General features: G+C 47.2%; 13 protein-coding genes and 1 rRNA gene. All 14 read right to left on the bottom strand.

Annotation, left to right across the window (positions count from 1 at the left end; all coding sequences use genetic code 11):
- Positions 1–20 precede the first annotated feature (20 nt).
- Positions 21–701 (bottom strand): serine O-acetyltransferase, encoded by a 681-nt coding sequence (cysE, locus tag ACIFO6_RS04315; RefSeq protein ID WP_430038508.1) that lies wholly within the window; start codon positions 699–701, stop codon positions 21–23.
- Positions 702–1,186: 485 nt separating this feature from the next.
- Positions 1,187–2,647, bottom strand: a complete 1,461-nt coding sequence (gene gltX, locus ACIFO6_RS04310) for a glutamate--tRNA ligase (protein WP_430038506.1) — start codon at positions 2,645–2,647, stop codon at positions 1,187–1,189.
- A gap of 24 nt (positions 2,648–2,671) precedes the next feature.
- On the bottom strand, positions 2,672–3,163 hold the full coding sequence (ispF, locus tag ACIFO6_RS04305; protein WP_430038504.1) for a 2-C-methyl-D-erythritol 2,4-cyclodiphosphate synthase: 492 nt from the start codon (positions 3,161–3,163) through the stop codon (positions 2,672–2,674).
- Positions 3,160–3,858: a 2-C-methyl-D-erythritol 4-phosphate cytidylyltransferase gene (gene ispD / locus ACIFO6_RS04300; RefSeq protein WP_430038565.1), complete on the bottom strand. Its 699-nt coding sequence runs from the start codon at positions 3,856–3,858 to the stop codon at positions 3,160–3,162. Before ispD ends, ispF begins: the two co-directional genes overlap by 4 nt.
- 70 nt (positions 3,859–3,928) lie before the next feature.
- Positions 3,929–5,014, bottom strand: coding sequence for a PIN/TRAM domain-containing protein (locus ACIFO6_RS04295; RefSeq protein ID WP_430038502.1), 1,086 nt, complete (start codon positions 5,012–5,014; stop codon positions 3,929–3,931).
- Positions 5,015–5,204: 190 nt separating this feature from the next.
- Positions 5,205–5,951, bottom strand: coding sequence for a CDP-diacylglycerol--serine O-phosphatidyltransferase (pssA, locus tag ACIFO6_RS04290; protein ID WP_430038500.1), 747 nt, complete (start codon positions 5,949–5,951; stop codon positions 5,205–5,207).
- Positions 5,952–6,005: 54 nt separating this feature from the next.
- Positions 6,006–7,082, bottom strand: coding sequence for a DNA integrity scanning diadenylate cyclase DisA (gene disA / locus ACIFO6_RS04285; RefSeq protein WP_014278336.1), 1,077 nt, complete (start codon positions 7,080–7,082; stop codon positions 6,006–6,008).
- A 12-nt stretch (positions 7,083–7,094) separates the two neighbouring features.
- A complete protein-coding gene (radA, locus tag ACIFO6_RS04280; RefSeq protein WP_134912279.1) occupies positions 7,095–8,468 on the bottom strand; it encodes a DNA repair protein RadA in 1,374 nt (457 codons plus the stop codon).
- 300 nt (positions 8,469–8,768) lie between these two features.
- On the bottom strand, positions 8,769–11,213 hold the full coding sequence (gene clpC, locus ACIFO6_RS04275; RefSeq protein WP_430038498.1) for an ATP-dependent protease ATP-binding subunit ClpC: 2,445 nt from the start codon (positions 11,211–11,213) through the stop codon (positions 8,769–8,771).
- Between the two features lie 44 nt (positions 11,214–11,257).
- Positions 11,258–12,322: a protein arginine kinase gene (locus tag ACIFO6_RS04270; protein WP_430038496.1), complete on the bottom strand. Its 1,065-nt coding sequence runs from the start codon at positions 12,320–12,322 to the stop codon at positions 11,258–11,260.
- Positions 12,323–12,351: 29 nt separating this feature from the next.
- Complete coding sequence (locus tag ACIFO6_RS04265) at positions 12,352–12,876, bottom strand: UvrB/UvrC motif-containing protein (protein WP_430038494.1); 525 nt, start codon at positions 12,874–12,876, stop codon at positions 12,352–12,354.
- A gap of 63 nt (positions 12,877–12,939) precedes the next feature.
- Positions 12,940–13,404: a CtsR family transcriptional regulator gene (locus ACIFO6_RS04260; RefSeq protein ID WP_430038492.1), complete on the bottom strand. Its 465-nt coding sequence runs from the start codon at positions 13,402–13,404 to the stop codon at positions 12,940–12,942.
- A gap of 569 nt (positions 13,405–13,973) precedes the next feature.
- Complete coding sequence (locus tag ACIFO6_RS04255; protein ID WP_430038491.1) at positions 13,974–15,161, bottom strand: GNAT family N-acetyltransferase; 1,188 nt, start codon at positions 15,159–15,161, stop codon at positions 13,974–13,976.
- A gap of 161 nt (positions 15,162–15,322) precedes the next feature.
- Positions 15,323–15,439, bottom strand: a 5S ribosomal RNA gene (gene rrf / locus ACIFO6_RS04250).
- Positions 15,440–15,535 lie beyond the last annotated feature (96 nt).

Raw genomic sequence — 15,535 nt, 5'->3', positions numbered from 1 at the left:
ATATTCCTCCCTCATGAAAATTATCCTTGTAGTTTATTCTCTTGAGTCACCTGATGTTTCTTATCAGATTGCTCATCCTTCAAATCAGACAATTCTGCACGTAATCGTTCGATTTCCAATTGAAGCTCCCGCATAGAATCCACAACCGGATCAGGCAGTTGGTGACTAAGTCGGTCTGGACGTCTGCCATCCTGTCTGACCACTCGCCCCGGAATCCCCACCACCGTACTGTTTGGCGGAACCTCTTTAAGTACAACCGAGTTGGAGCCAATGTTGGACTGCGCCCCAATTGTAAAAGAGCCCAATATCTTTGCGCCGGAGCCTATAACAACATTATTCCCAATGGTGGGATGGCGCTTCCCCTTCTCTTTCCCCGTCCCTCCAAGAGTGACCCCCTGGTATAACACAACATCGTCGCCGATCTCACAGGTTTCACCAATGACCACTCCCATACCATGGTCAATGAACAGTCGATCTCCGATACGAGCGCCGGGGTGAATTTCAATCCCTGTCATAAACCGCGATACCTGAGATATAACACGGGCTAGAGTACACCACTTTCGCAAATAAAACCAATGTGCGATTCGGTGTGCCCAAAGGGCATGAACGCCGGAATACGTAAAAACAACCTCCAGCTTACTCCGGGCGGCCGGATCATTATCCAAAACAGTTTGAATGTCGGATTTGATATGTCTGAACATGTCGCCCTCCTATTTCCCCCATTTCCTTGCCGCATCTTCACACAACTCCATATTTCGCCAATTTTCACATTCGTCAGCACACTTCGACATTTTCCACCTTTAACGAGCTTGAGTCTGAAAAAAATGAAAAAGCGCCTCCGCAGCCTAAGCTGCAGAGACGCATGAACGTGGTCCCACTCTGCTTCAGGCACACCTGCTGCATATAAGCAGAGAAGCCCGTCTTTGGCGTCCGGTAACGAGAACGATTCGGCACACCCTTGCCATATCAGCAGTCGACGCTAATTAGGGTTCGGGCGCACGGCTCCCAGGTGCATTTCCTCCGCAGGTCATCTGGACGGCTTCCAGCCCCGGGGTTCCCCTCGGCCGTCCTCTCTGGCAAATGCCCTTATGCAGTGTACTTCTCCTGTTCTCAGCCTTTACACGCAAATATCAATCCGTATCAATGGAGTCATTATAGCGAAAAGACAACAAATTGACAAGAAATATCAGCCTTTAATTTGTGCCCTGAGACGGTCCAGTACCTTGTCACGTCCGAGCAAAAAGATCGTTTCATTCAAATCTCGTCCATGAGTTTGACCTGTAAGGGCCACACGAATCGGCATAAACAACTGTTTCCCTTTAAAGCCGGTTTCCTTTTGAACTTCCTTGATCAGCTTGGCCATTTGTGGAGCCGTAAATTCCTCACTCGCTTCCACCTTGCCAGCAAAAGCTTTAAGCACCTCAGGAACCTGCTCTTCAGCCAGCACAGCCGCAGCTTCCGTATCAAGCTCCAGATGCGAACGGAAAAACAACTCAGACAAAGCCACAATGTCGGACGCAGAGTTCATTTGTTCCTGATACAAGCGAACAAGAGCCTTGGCCCAGTCCTGCTGCTCCGCAGATAATTCATTCGGTAACAGCCCCGCTGCTTGCAAATGAGGAATCGCCATGCTGGCAATCCGCTCAGGATCGGCTTTTTTAATATAATGATTGTTCAGGTAAGCCAGCTTGTTGGTATCAAAGACAGCCGGACTTTTGGACAAACGGTTGGGATCAAAAATCGAAATCAATTGCTCCCGGTCATAAATTTCTTCTTCGCCTTCCGGGGACCAACCCAACAGCGCAATAAAATTGAATATAGCTTCTGGCAAGTAGCCCAACTTGTCGTACTGCTCCATAAACTGAATAATGGACTCGTTGCGTTTGCTAAGCTTTTTGTGATCATCGCCCACGATCAGTGTCATATGACCAAAGATTGGAGGCTCCCAGCCAAGCGCTTCAAAGATCATCAATTGTCGCGGTGTATTGGAGACATGATCCTCGCCTCGCAGCACATGCGATATTTTCATCAAATGATCGTCCACCGCCACTGCAAAGTTATATGTCGGAATACCATCTTTTTTGACGATAACAAAATCGCCGCTTTCCTTCGAATTGAACGTGATTTGGCCTTTGACCATATCATTAAACGTATATTCGCGATCTTCTGGTACGCGAAAACGGATACTTGGTACACGACCCTCCGCTTCGAATGCCTGACACTGTTCCTCCGTCAGATCACGGTGTTTCCCGGAGTAGCGTGGTGTCTCCCCACGTTCCGTCTGTTCTTCACGTTCGCGTTCCAGTTCTTCTTCGGTACAGTAGCAGCGGTAAGCCAAGCTACGATCCAGCAGATCCTGCCAATACGTTTTGTATATATCCAGGCGCTCGGTCTGACGATAAGGTCCATACTCTCCCCCGACATCCACGCTTTCATCCCAATCCATACCCAGCCATTTCAGATATTTAAGCTGGCTTTCTTCCCCACCTGCAATGTTACGCTTCACATCTGTATCTTCAATACGGATAATAAACTTGCCACCTTGGTTCCGAGCATACAAATAATTAAATAATGCCGTTCTGGCATTTCCAATATGCAGATGCCCTGTTGGGCTTGGGGCATAACGTACACGAACTACCGTGTTCATACAATCTCCTCCAAATCTAAGTTCTCAAGATGATAGCATACCCTTTACAAGACAGACAACCGATTGAGCCGCGATTCCTTCACCCCGCCCGGCAAAGCCAAGCTGCTCCGTCGTAGTTGCCTTGACGTTCACTTGGGAAGGTTCCTCTGCTTCCAGCGCACGAGCGATAACTTCATTCATCTGCGGGATATAAGATGCCATTTTGGGCTTTTGCGCAATAATCGTAGAATCAATATTCCCCAAGCGGTATCCCCGCTCTTTGGCCAAACTCCATACATGCTCCAGCAGCTTGAGACTGTCGGCATCCTTGAATTCCGGATCGTTATCCGGAAAGTGCTTCCCGATGTCACCCAGACCGAGCGCGCCCAGAATGGCGTCGCTAACCGCATGCAACAGCACGTCAGCATCGGAATGACCCAGTAATCCCTTTTCATAAGGAATATTTACGCCTCCGATAATGCACGGCCTTCCTTCCACCAACTGATGAACGTCAAACCCTTGTCCCACTCTGATCATCTGATATCCTCTCCCTCTGTATCTACCCATAACTCCGCCATATCCAGGTCCTCAGGCGTGGTAATTTTGATATTTTTATAGCTGCCCTGAACGACAGTGACTGGAATACCTAATCGCTCCACCAGCATCGAATCGTCTGTCCCCAAAACTCCTGCCTGCTCCGCTTCCTCGTAAGCTCGCAGCAGATCGGAAAGACGAAAAGTCTGTGGCGTTTGAATGCTCCACAGACTTCGGCGATCCGGCGTTGCTGTAATGATACCATCCCCGTTCACTTGCTTGACTGTATCCTTTACAGGCACCGCCGCTACAGAAGCACCGGTACGCATAGCTGTTTCCAGACATGAACGTACAAGCTCAGGCTGAATGAGTGGGCGCACACCATCATGCACCATCACCCAATCTGCTTGCAGATGCCTAAGACCGCGATATACGGAATGCTGACGTTCACGGCCTCCAGCCACCACCTGCACGTCCTTGCCGATTCGGTATTGACGAATCCATTCTTGACAGCGCTCGACATCCTCTGCCCCCGTCACCATCACCATTTCATTCACTTCGGGCATGGCTGCGAATATCTCAAGTGTATGTATGAAGATGGGCTTGTCCCGCAAAAGCAAAAACTGCTTGCTTTCCGGCGTTCCCATACGGGAGCCGCGCCCAGCCGCCACAATGACGACTCCTACCCGATTGTTCATTGAAATGACTCCTGCCTTGATCGCACTTGGACGATCCGTATGATTACACATCTACTTCATCATACCGCGTTTATTGAGCTTTTTCCAATAATTTCGGTTTGGCAAAAATCATACGGCCCGCAGAGGTCTGAAGTACACTCGTAACCAACACCTCCATCAGAGAACCGATGTAGTCACGACCGCCTTCCACAACGATCATTGTACCATCATCCAGATAGGCCACACCTTGCCCATGCTCCTTACCATCTTTGATAATCTGCACCATAATTTCCTCACCGGGCAGCACTACAGGCTTCACTGCATTTGCCAGGTCATTAATATTCAGTACCGATACACCTTGAAGCTCACACACCTTATTCAGGTTAAAATCGTTCGTTACCACCTTACCCTGTAGCACCTTTGCCAGCTTGACCAATTTGCTGTCGACCTCTGAAATCTCCTCAAAATCGCCTTCGTAAATCAATACATTTACATCCAACTCTTTTTGGATTTTATTCAAAATATCCAGACCTCGCCGCCCGCGGTTACGCTTGAGCAAATCCGACGAATCTGCAATATGCTGAAGCTCCTCCAGCACAAATTCGGGAATAACAATCGTTCCTTCGATAAAACCAGTCTTGCAAATATCCGCAATACGCCCGTCTATAATAACACTGGTGTCCAAAATTTTATGTTCCTCCAGCTTGCGTTCTTCCACGCCCGTACCTCGACCAAAAAAACCCGAACTCCAAAATGAGGACAGCTCGTCCCGCTTTTCCAGTCCGACCATCAATCCCACATATCCGCATACGATGGTAACGGCCGTTTGAATCAGTTGACCTGGTGCCCCCAGCCATGACAAGAGCGGGTAAACCGCTAAGGAAAGGATCAAGCCCACCGCTAATCCAATCGCACCTGCCATCATCTCGTTCATCGGAATCCGTACCAAACCTTCGATTCCCTGTTGTAATCGATTGGCCACAGCTGTTCCGGCAAGTGAGCATCCAGCCATAAACAACACAGCTCCCGCAACCATCCAAACAGCCATTCCCATTAAAGAACCATCACTCAACCAATCGGGCAACCATGATACGATACCTCCTACCCGATGGTATAACGTATAGCCGAACCACGCTCCGCACAAACCTGTAAAAGTTAAAATAGCCTTTCTCCACATCGAGTCTCTATACCTCCTTTGTTTTCTGTTCATATACCCTGTATTTATTGGATATACACCACTTTCCTTACCAGTATGATCCAATTTTCACCCGACTAACCCTATGTATTTGATTTTTATGCATAAAAAAAGCATTTATTTCCCTGAATGATCCAAGGAAATAAATGCTTAATTGTTTTTTCGCTTAATACTAATGCTGTGAATGACGATATTGATCATCCTGTTCTTCCTGAGTGGAGCGTCCCCGACCGCGCCCACGTCTACGTGACAGCTTACGGATATTAAGTTTCATGCCATACAAAGCATACAGCACCAACGGTACGAAAATCAGCTTCGATAATTGATCCGGGAATTTAACCGCCAGTACAACGGCAACAACCACAACCCATGGAGCGATCCAGATCGCTTTCTTTGGAAGACCCACTTTTTTTAAGTTCGGATATTTCATTGAGCTGACCATCAAATAAGAGACGAGCAACATTGCAATCGACATGTATAACAGGGAAATATCGTTATGGAATAAGGACAAAGTGGCTAACACACCACCTGCTGCCGGAATCGGCAAGCCTGTAAAATAACCCGGTACACCGGGACGTACATTAAAACGAGCCAAACGTAACGCTCCGCACATCGGAAAAATAGCCGTAACCGTCCAGGCCAAAGCCGAGTTAGCATCATGAAAAGCAACCATGTACATAATAACTGCGGGAGCTACACCAAAAGATATCATATCTGATAAGGAGTCCAGTTCTTTACCGAATTCGCTCTGGGCATTCAACGCCCGGGCCACTCGTCCATCCAGTCCGTCCAACAGCATGGCGACAATAACCATAATAGCGGCAAGACTGTATTTTCCATCTACGGCCAATAAAATGGCGATCATTCCGAGAAACAAGTTACCCAAGGTAAACATGTTCGGAATTGACTTGGTAATCATCTCTTCACCTCAATATATGAATTGTTCCATTATAATCCTTTCACTGTATTACATTTACATCTGTCTGTCAATGAAAACCTGTTCCTGCAATCGTTTGAGTCCCTCTTTAATGGTACGTGCACGGACTTCTCCAATGCCATCCACTTCATCCAGTTCTTCAATCGTCGCTGTCATGACATGCGGAAACCGTCCAAACCGCTCCACCAGATTATGAATAATTACATTCGGTAGACGCGGTATTTTGTTCAGCACCCGATAGCCGCGCGCCACGATATATTCTTCTGATGTCGCAGCCGAAGACGGGTAACCCAGCAAACGCACAATATGATTCACATCCAGTAGCTCGTCGTCCGTGGAACGCTTGAGCCCCAAAATAATTCCACGGATTTTCTCATCGCTATCGTCTTTGGCATAATCCTTATACAGCAGCCAAGCCTCTTCCTCAATATTACTGACAAGCTCATCCATCTGCATGCTAATCAAACGGCCCTCATTCCCAAGCTCGTTGATAAATCGTTTGATTTCCATTTTGATGCGCAACACCATTTCAATCCGTTGGATCACATTTACGACCTCGGGCATAGTCACCAACTCTTCAAATTCAGATGCCGTCAAATTCGTTGAGGCTTGCCCCAACACGGATCTATACTTTTCCAGCGTCTGAATGGCCTGATTAGCTTTCGTTAAAATAACCCCGATTTCCTTGAGCGCATATCGCAACGTTCCCTGGTATAACGTAATAATATTACGCCGCTGAGAAATGGACACGACCAACTTGCCAGTTTGCTTGGCAACCCGCTCCGCTGTCCGGTGCCGAATTCCCGTTTCAATTGATGAGATGGAAGAGTCGGGAATCAGTTGCGTATTTGCGTATAATATCCGTTTCAGATCCTCACTCAGTATGATTGCGCCGTCCATCTTAGCCAGTTCATACAAATAGTTCGGCGAAAAATCACAGTTAATCGAGAAGCCGCCGTCCACGACCTCCATTACCTCCGGGCTATAGCCAACGACCAGAAGAGCGCCCGTTTTGGCGCGCAACACGTTTTCCAGTCCGTCGCGAAAGGGAGTTCCCGGTGCCACAAGCCGCAGCAAATCATTCATTTTATCCAGTTGGCTCGCTTCTTTCATTCTCATTGCCCCCTAATCTAATGCGGCTGCCAATGCATCTGCCACCGTTCCTACTCCTACAATTTGTATCCCTTTCGGATGCGTCCAGCCCTTCAGACTCTTCTCCGGCATAATCACCCGTTTAAAACCCAACTTCTCCGCTTCCCGCACACGCTGCTCCGCTCTGGATACAGCACGCACCTCACCCGTCAGCCCCACCTCGCCAAAAATCACATCGTACGGCTTGGTAGGCGCATCTCGAAAACTGGAAGCAATACTCACCGCAATTGCCAGGTCCACCGCTGGTTCATCCAGCTTTACGCCTCCGGCCACATTTAGATACGCATCCTGATTTTGCAAAAACATGCCCATCCGCTTTTCCAACACGGCTATAATCAATCCCATTCGATGATGGTCAACCCCTGTACCCATTCGGCGTGGAGAAGGAAAATGCGTGGTCGCAATCAGCGCCTGTAGCTCAACCAATACAGGTCGTGTTCCTTCCATACTGGCGACAACAGTCGAACCAGCCACCCCCAGCGGTCGTTCGGACAGAAACAGCTCCGAAGGATTCGACACCTCACGCAAGCCGCTTTCAGCCATTTCAAAAATACCAATTTCATTCGTAGAACCAAAGCGGTTTTTAACTGCACGCAATAGCCGATACGTATGGTGACGCTCTCCTTCAAAATAAAGCACGCAATCGACCATATGTTCCAACAGACGCGGGCCTGCAATGGCCCCTTCCTTGGTCACATGTCCTACCAGCACCGTTGCAATACCTAATCCCTTGGCAATCCGCATAAAACGTGAAGTACACTCCCGCACCTGTGCTACACTCCCCGGCGCACTCGTTACCTCAGGTAAATATACAGTCTGGATAGAGTCAATCACCAGAAACTCCGGTTTCAAGCTGTCCACCGCTTCTTCAATCGTCTCCAAATTCGTCTCACATAATACGTATAGGTTGGGAGACAAGGCACCTAGACGGTCTGCACGCAGCTTCGTCTGACGGACTGATTCCTCACCTGACACATACAGCACCTTTAAACCGGTTAAGGCCAGCTCATTCGATGTCTGTAGCATAAGCGTAGATTTTCCAATCCCTGGATCACCGCCCACCAGAACCAGTGAACCTGGCACCACGCCTCCCCCGAGCACGCGATTCAATTCGCCAATACCCGTCAAAATTCGCGCTTCTTTGCCACTCTCCACCTCGATAATAGGGAGCGGTTTATCTTTTGTGCTATGAGTAAGAAGGGAAGAACCCATTCCTTGAGTTTTTACAACGCTTTCCGTTTCCTCCACCATGGAATTCCATGCCTGGCATCCGGGACATTTTCCATACCATTTGGGCGATTCATAACCGCACTCCGTACAGGAAAATTTAGTTTTCACTTTAGCCATACTTTGCTCCTTGGCTCCTTATTTGACAACGATCAATGTCGGATTATCTTCACACAGCTCGGAAAGAGCTGTAACAATAAAAGTTTACCATTGAAGCTTGGCGGACGTAAAGCGGTATCACAAACTTTTCCAAAGCTCTTATCCGACCTCTCCACAGTACTTATACACAAAAAGGGTGCCCTCGCCATAGCTTTTCAGCCTGCGTGACACCCTTTCGGACCTCTTTTATTGTGTTAACCTAGCATACCTCTGTCTTTTTTGGGCAAAAGCCGATGATTATCGTTAACTTTTATGGCCTGCTCATGACTTCGCGGATACGTTATCCTTTTTCGTAACGCTCAATGCACCGTTCTCCTCATCAATAAAGAGAGAATCACCTTTAGTGATATTACCCGACAGCAACTCCTCGGACAGACGGTCCTCGATATGCTTCTGGATTGCACGACGCAATGGACGCGCACCATACGCCGGATCAAAGCCTTCCTTCGCAAGGAATGCCTTAGCCTTGTCTGTCAATTCAAAGTCCACCCCATACTCATTCAGACGCTTACGCAGCTCTTCGGACATGAGGGACACGATTTCGGCAATGTGTTTTTCTTCGAGAGAATGGAAAACGATAATTTCATCAATCCGGTTCAAGAACTCGGGACGGAAGCTTTTCTTCAGTTCATCCATCACTTTGCCCTTCATGTTATCATAATCCGCTCCAGCGTCCACAACAGCTGTAAAACCGAGCGTGGAGTTACGTTTGATCGCCTGTGCACCCACATTGGATGTAAGGATGATGAGTGTGTTGCGGAAATCGACAACACGACCTTTGGAATCCGTCAGACGTCCGTCTTCCAGCACTTGGAGAAGAATGTTGAACACTTCTGGATGTGCTTTTTCAATCTCATCCAGCAGTACGACGGAGTAAGGTTTACGACGTACCTTCTCAGTCAATTGGCCGCCTTCTTCATATCCAACATATCCTGGAGGCGCTCCTACCAGACGGGACGTGGAATGCTTCTCCATGTATTCGGACATATCGATTCGGATAACCGCATTTTCATCTCCGAACATGGATTCAGCCAACGCGCGTGCCAGCTCAGTTTTACCAACCCCGGTTGGACCGAGGAAAATAAAGGAGCCGATTGGACGTTTCGGATCTTTCAGTCCGGCACGTGCCCGACGAATAGCGCGGCTAACTGCCTTAACTGCTTCATCCTGCCCAATGACCCGCTCATGCAGCAATTCTTCCATGTTCAACAAGCGATGCGTTTCTTCCTCTTTCAGCTTGCTAACCGGAACACCTGTCCAGATCGCAACGACCTGAGCAATATCCTCTGGTGTTACTTCGGAATCTGTACGTCCCTGTTGCTCTTTCCATTGGTTTTTCGTAACATCCAACTCTTCACGAATTTTCTGCTCTGTATCACGCAATGCAGCCGCCTTTTCGAACTCTTGGCTTTGTACTGCCGAATCCTTTTCCTTACGGATATCTTCCAGACGGTTTTCCAGCTGTTTCAGGTTTGGCGGTACCGTATAGGAATTCAGCCTTACCTTGGAACCTGCTTCATCAATAAGGTCAATTGCTTTATCCGGCAGGAAGCGGTCGGTGATATAACGATCTGACAATTTTACTGCCGCTTCAATGGCTTCATCCGTAATTTTCACGCGGTGATGCGCTTCATAACGATCACGCAGGCCATACAAGATTTGAATAGCTTCTTCTGGAGAAGGCTGATCTACCGTAATCGGCTGGAAGCGACGTTCCAAAGCAGCATCCTTCTCAATATATTTGCGGTATTCGTCCAGTGTTGTCGCACCGATGCATTGCAGCTCGCCACGTGCCAAAGCAGGCTTTAAAATGTTGGAGGCATCAATGGCACCTTCAGCTCCACCAGCACCAATCAGCGTATGCAGCTCATCAATGAACAATACGATGTTTCCTGCTTGACGAATCTCGTCCATAATCTTTTTCAAACGATCCTCAAATTCACCACGATATTTAGTGCCTGCTACCACAGAGCCCATATCGAGTGTCATTACGCGCTTGTCGCGCAACGTTTCGGGAATCTCATTGGCAATAATTTTTTGCGCCAATCCTTCGGCAATTGCTGTTTTACCTACTCCTGGCTCACCGATCAGCACCGGATTGTTCTTTGTACGGCGGCTGAGCACCTGAATTACACGTTCAATTTCCTTACTGCGCCCAATGACAGGGTCCAGGTTGTTTTCCTTCGCAGATGCCGTCAAATCACGTGCCAAGCTGTCCAGCGTTGGTGTGCTGACATTAGCTGGAGCACCATGATGGCTGGAAACAGCCTCACTGCTGCCGAGCAATTGAAGGACTTGCTGACGAGCTTTATTCAGGCTGATACCCAGGTTATTCAGTACACGGGCTGCTACACCTTCCCCTTCACGTATAAGACCAAGCAAAATATGCTCCGTACCTACATAGGTATGGCCCAGCTTACGAGCTTCATCCATAGACAGCTCGATGACCTTTTTGGCGCGTGGAGTATAGGCAATGTTCGTCGGTTGTTCTTGACCGCGTCCAATCAGCGTTTCCACTTCATCCTGAATTTTTTCCAGTCCCAGTCCTAAACCAACCAAGGCTTTCGCTGCAATTCCTTCACCTTCACGAATGAGGCCAAGCAAAATGTGCTCTGTGCCAATGTTGTTGTGTCCCAATCGAACAGCTTCTTCCTGAGCCAAGGCAAGCACTTTTTGTGCGCGTTCCGTAAATCTTCCAAACATCATATATCCTGCACCTCCACAGTGTGTATTTCAGATCATTCTATATATTAAAGGGTTGTGCCTAATTTTTGCCGGATCAGCTTCGCCCGGTACATATCGCGCTCATCGGTGTTCATTTTATCACCAAAGCTTTTTTGCAGAAATCCGGGTTGCGTCATCACATTCAGCTCATTCATCGCTGAGGTGGATGGACGCTCCAAAATCCCCAAGTCCACGCCAAGACGTACATCAGACAACCGCTGTGCGGCCTCCTTGGATTCAAGTACCGCTGCATATGACAAAATACCGAATGAACGCATCACCCGATCTGTAATCCGCAGTATGGACTCATCCATCAGTCGTTCCCTGGCGGAACGTTCATGCTCTATAATTTGCAGTACAACGCCATGCAGATTTTCGATAATTTCCGCTTCGGTCTGTCCCAGTGTAATCTGATTGGATACCTGAAACAGATTGCCGACCGCTTCGCTTCCTTCACCATAAATACCGCGAACGGTAAGACCTACCTGTGATACAGCGGATAAAATTCGATTAATCTGATGAGTCATAACCAATGCGGGCAGATGCATCATCACCGAAGCTCTCATCCCTGTGCCAACATTTGTCGGACAACTGGTCAGAAAGCCTCTACGATCATCAAATGCATAATCGACATGCGCCTCAAATGCATCATCAATAACCGTAGCACGTTCCCAAGCTTCTCTAACCTGACATCCCGGATATAAGCACTGGATACGCAGATGATCCTCCTCGTTTATCATAACACTAACCGATTCATCATCGCTAATCAAAACAGCGCCGTTACGAGATTCGTTCGCCAAATTAGGGCTAATCAAATGCTTCTCAACCAGTACCTGCTTGTCGATCTCATCCAACTCGGATATTTTCAGGGTATGAAAGGTACCAAAGCGGCCTAAATCATCATACTGAAGGATATCCGTCAAGCGTTGAAGTGCTTCTTCCGACTGCTGGTTGGTAGCAAGTATCGGAAAAGGCAGATGCTGCAAGTTACGCGCAATTCTCACCCGGCTGCTAATGACAATCTCCGAATCCGCAGCTTCACCACGCATCCAATCACTTAGCGGCTTTTCCGTAAATCGGATATTGGGCATTACGCATTCCCTCCTACTCTTCACAAACTTTACTCTTCAGTTATTTCTTTTTCAAGCTTTCTGATTTGATCCCTAAGCTCAGCGGCAGACTCGAATTCTTCCTGTACAATATGCTGTTGCATCTCTTTTTTCAGATCATCAATTTGCCGTTTAACCTTCAATCGGCCTCCGGTGCGAACCGGAACCTTGCCCACATGGCTCGTACTGCCATGCACACGCTTGAACAAAGGGTCAAGGCGGCTATCAAAATATTGGTAGCACGACGGACACCCAAAGCGCCCCAGCTTACTGAACTGTGCATAAGTCATACCGCAATCCTTGCATTGCAGATTTTGCGGACCGCTATGGCCTGGCGACTGGCTCTTTGTGCTGGATTCAAAATCCAGCATACCCGACAACAAGCTATGAATTGAAAAGCCGTTAGGTGTACCAGGGATCATCTCCCCTTTTTCCTTCGCACACGTCTCACAAATATGAAACTCTGTCTTTTCGCCATTCACAATTTTGGTGAAATGCAAAGTTGCCAGCCGTATATTACATTCTTGGCACAGCATAAAAGCACCTCCTTCAGCGTCGGGATTTTTACAAATCCCTACATCTAAATCTTAAATCACACGCTATCTGGCCACCAGCAACGAAATTAGCATAGCCTTAAGCAACCTTGCCCGTAGCTGGTCACGATAGGGAAGTTTCAGCAATAATGTGTCCCTTGATAAAGCAGCCTTCATTAAACTAGCTTCCCTTTTACTTAAAAATTGTGCTTCTTCCAGCTGATAAATCAGCCCTTCCGCTGCCGATTGGCTAATTTCCTCTCCAATGCTTTGATGGAGATGTGTATGAATCGCATGTTGAGCAGGCAGTTGAATTCGCTGAATGCGAATGTAACCCCCACCACCGCGTTTGCTTTCCACCACATAGCCTTTTTCCAGCGTAAAACGGGTACTGATTACATAATTAATTTGCGACGGCACGCAGGAAAAGCGGTCAGCCAAATCATTGCGCTGAATTTCCACTAAACCTTTGGGACTTTCCAGCAATATGCTCTTCAAATATTGTTCAATAATATCGGAAACATTGCGCATTTCATCATCCTCCACTAACGGAAACGCAAATATTCAGTACATTTCACGCTCCACAGAGTCCGCCGTATATTGAACTTAACCAAACGGTAAAGTCACGAATCTAAGCCAGTATTGAGGCCAATTAGCCCTCCTACCTCACTTAAAAACACCCGTTTAGTTTCTAGTGTGACCTTTATTCGTAATAAATCATACACCTACCCTCATGCTCATGAGATTACAGTGACGTTTATCTACAAATCAGGTCTGTCTTTGCATGCTGTGTTAGGGTCAATGTATTGCATACGGCTAAAAACTCAGCGTATTCACACCAATCAAAAGAAGCGTGATAGGCTCCATTGACTTTGACTTTCTTTGACTATATTCACATTATAGCACAAAATATATTTTTGCCAAGGGGTCAATATCATTTTCCGCAATCTAATTATGTTTTATACAATACAAGAAAAACTCTTCCCTTTACGGAAAGAGTTCTGAAAAAATGTCGTTAAAATCATCCACACCTCATGCAAGGTATTTAAGACAGACTTCCTAAAAAATGAAGGCTCAAGAACATTTAAGAGCATTACCAATTAGAAAAAATCCAGCAGGAGTGTTTGTTTTACCGGTATTACACGTTCTAATGCAGACACAGACTCACCGCGCCCTGTAATACGACTCCACTTATGCAGATCATCAGGCCGCTGATAGCCAAGCATCAGGGTGGTCAGCGACTGGATTCCCACACTCAAGTCAGCTTCTATGCCGTCCTCAGAAGAACTGCTTGAATCCACTCTGTCCAAATGTCCTTGCCCTTCCGCGTTGACCGTTAATGTCCATATTCCTTCATTCCATGGAGCATAATGGTCTGTCAGATGTAAGGTCAAACGTGTTTCCTCTCCAATGGCCTCAAAAGGATATTTCTCCACAAAAGCAGCTGCATCAACAATACGGCCCATAAAATAAGGCACTGTTTCCTGCTGAATTCGTGGATCATCTAGCAGAAATGGCAGATTGTCATCGGCCGGAATGTAAATGAATTTACCCTGGGTTACCATCGAATCATGATTTGCAAAATACGTCCACAACGCCCGCCGTGCCGTCTCATTAAGATATACCAGTTCGTCGCAATTCAGCTGCTTATCTTCAATTTTGTAGAGTGCATATCCCTGAGGATTTCCTGCTTCAGAGTAATACACTGCGGTCCGGTAGTTCTTATTTAATGTCCGCTCTTGCCACCATTCCTTATCTCGTACCAGCGTACCATTATAACGCGAAGCATATGCTTGATACACATGGTCCAGCTCAGAAATATCTTTCACATCCCGTTTGACCGTACCTTCGGTTTTAAGCTTGGCAGGAAATTTATCAATCGGAATAATATACTTTTTGTATTCTATATACGTTTCCCACCCAAATTTACGGTAGAAGGCAAAGGAAAAAGGGTGTAGAAAAGAAAGGCTCTGTCCCGCGACCTTCATCTCTTCAAGCACATGCGTTAAAAGGCGTGAAACCAGACCACCGCGTCGCTTTTCCGGCCATGTTGCCACACCAGCAATACCCCCCATGTCAAAAACCTGACCTTGTATGTATACCTGTAACGGTAGCACAGTCAGCTTCGCGTTCAATTCATTTCCACCAAATATCCCCCATGTTTGTTCTGGTTTGAATTTCTTCTTCGATTTCTCTAGATCCTCGGGGGATAATGTAAACTGAAAAGCATACTGAGATAACTCTATAGCAGCTTCAAATTCCTCACGTTGTAATTGTCTGATTTCCATAACTTCGTCACCTCGCTCGTATACTTGGACTTCCTCGAAAAGATCACACCCTTAGAGTGTCGCAAAGCCTTCGTTCTCTGTCAACCTTAGGAACAGATGTTATAGTAAAAACACAAAAAAATAACCACAATCTAAAAGAGATCATGGTTATTTTGACTTTTGCTTGGCGACGTCCTACTCTCCCAGGACCCTGCGGTCCAAGTACCATCGGCGCTGGAGGGCTTAACGGTCGTGTTCGGGATGGGTACGTGTGGAACCCCTCCGCTATCGCCACCAAACATGAATTTACATCGTAAATTCTTCCGTTCAGATTTCTGCTACCACGCTACTGCGTGTATAGAAATCCAACGTATTCGTATGTATCTTCTACATAC

The sequence above is a fragment of the Paenibacillus sp. NRS-1781 genome, assembly GCF_050467745.1.
Taxonomy (GTDB): Bacteria; Bacillota; Bacilli; order Paenibacillales; family Paenibacillaceae; genus Paenibacillus; species Paenibacillus terrae_A.
The sequence above is the reverse complement of the archived record's forward strand: the minus strand, read 5'-3'. Positions and strand labels throughout refer to the sequence as shown.

Excerpts from the sequence above, each read along its gene's own strand:
- cysE (WP_430038508.1), bottom strand. The coding sequence starts at position 701 with ATGTTCAGACATATCAAATCCGACATTCAAACTGTTTTGGATAATGAT.
- gltX (WP_430038506.1), bottom strand. The coding sequence starts at position 2,647 with ATGAACACGGTAGTTCGTGTACGTTATGCCCCAAGCCCAACAGGGCAT.
- ispF (WP_430038504.1), bottom strand. The coding sequence starts at position 3,163 with ATGATCAGAGTGGGACAAGGGTTTGACGTTCATCAGTTGGTGGAAGGA.
- ispD (WP_430038565.1), bottom strand. The coding sequence starts at position 3,858 with ATGAACAATCGGGTAGGAGTCGTCATTGTGGCGGCTGGGCGCGGCTCC.
- ACIFO6_RS04295 (WP_430038502.1), bottom strand. The coding sequence starts at position 5,014 with ATGTGGAGAAAGGCTATTTTAACTTTTACAGGTTTGTGCGGAGCGTGG.
- pssA (WP_430038500.1), bottom strand. The coding sequence starts at position 5,951 with ATGATTACCAAGTCAATTCCGAACATGTTTACCTTGGGTAACTTGTTT.
- disA (WP_014278336.1), bottom strand. The coding sequence starts at position 7,082 with ATGAAAGAAGCGAGCCAACTGGATAAAATGAATGATTTGCTGCGGCTT.
- radA (WP_134912279.1), bottom strand. The coding sequence starts at position 8,468 with ATGGCTAAAGTGAAAACTAAATTTTCCTGTACGGAGTGCGGTTATGAA.
- clpC (WP_430038498.1), bottom strand. The coding sequence starts at position 11,213 with ATGATGTTTGGAAGATTTACGGAACGCGCACAAAAAGTGCTTGCCTTG.
- ACIFO6_RS04270 (WP_430038496.1), bottom strand. The coding sequence starts at position 12,322 with ATGCCCAATATCCGATTTACGGAAAAGCCGCTAAGTGATTGGATGCGT.
- ACIFO6_RS04265 (WP_430038494.1), bottom strand. The coding sequence starts at position 12,876 with ATGCTGTGCCAAGAATGTAATATACGGCTGGCAACTTTGCATTTCACC.
- ACIFO6_RS04260 (WP_430038492.1), bottom strand. The coding sequence starts at position 13,404 with ATGCGCAATGTTTCCGATATTATTGAACAATATTTGAAGAGCATATTG.
- ACIFO6_RS04255 (WP_430038491.1), bottom strand. The coding sequence starts at position 15,161 with ATGGAAATCAGACAATTACAACGTGAGGAATTTGAAGCTGCTATAGAG.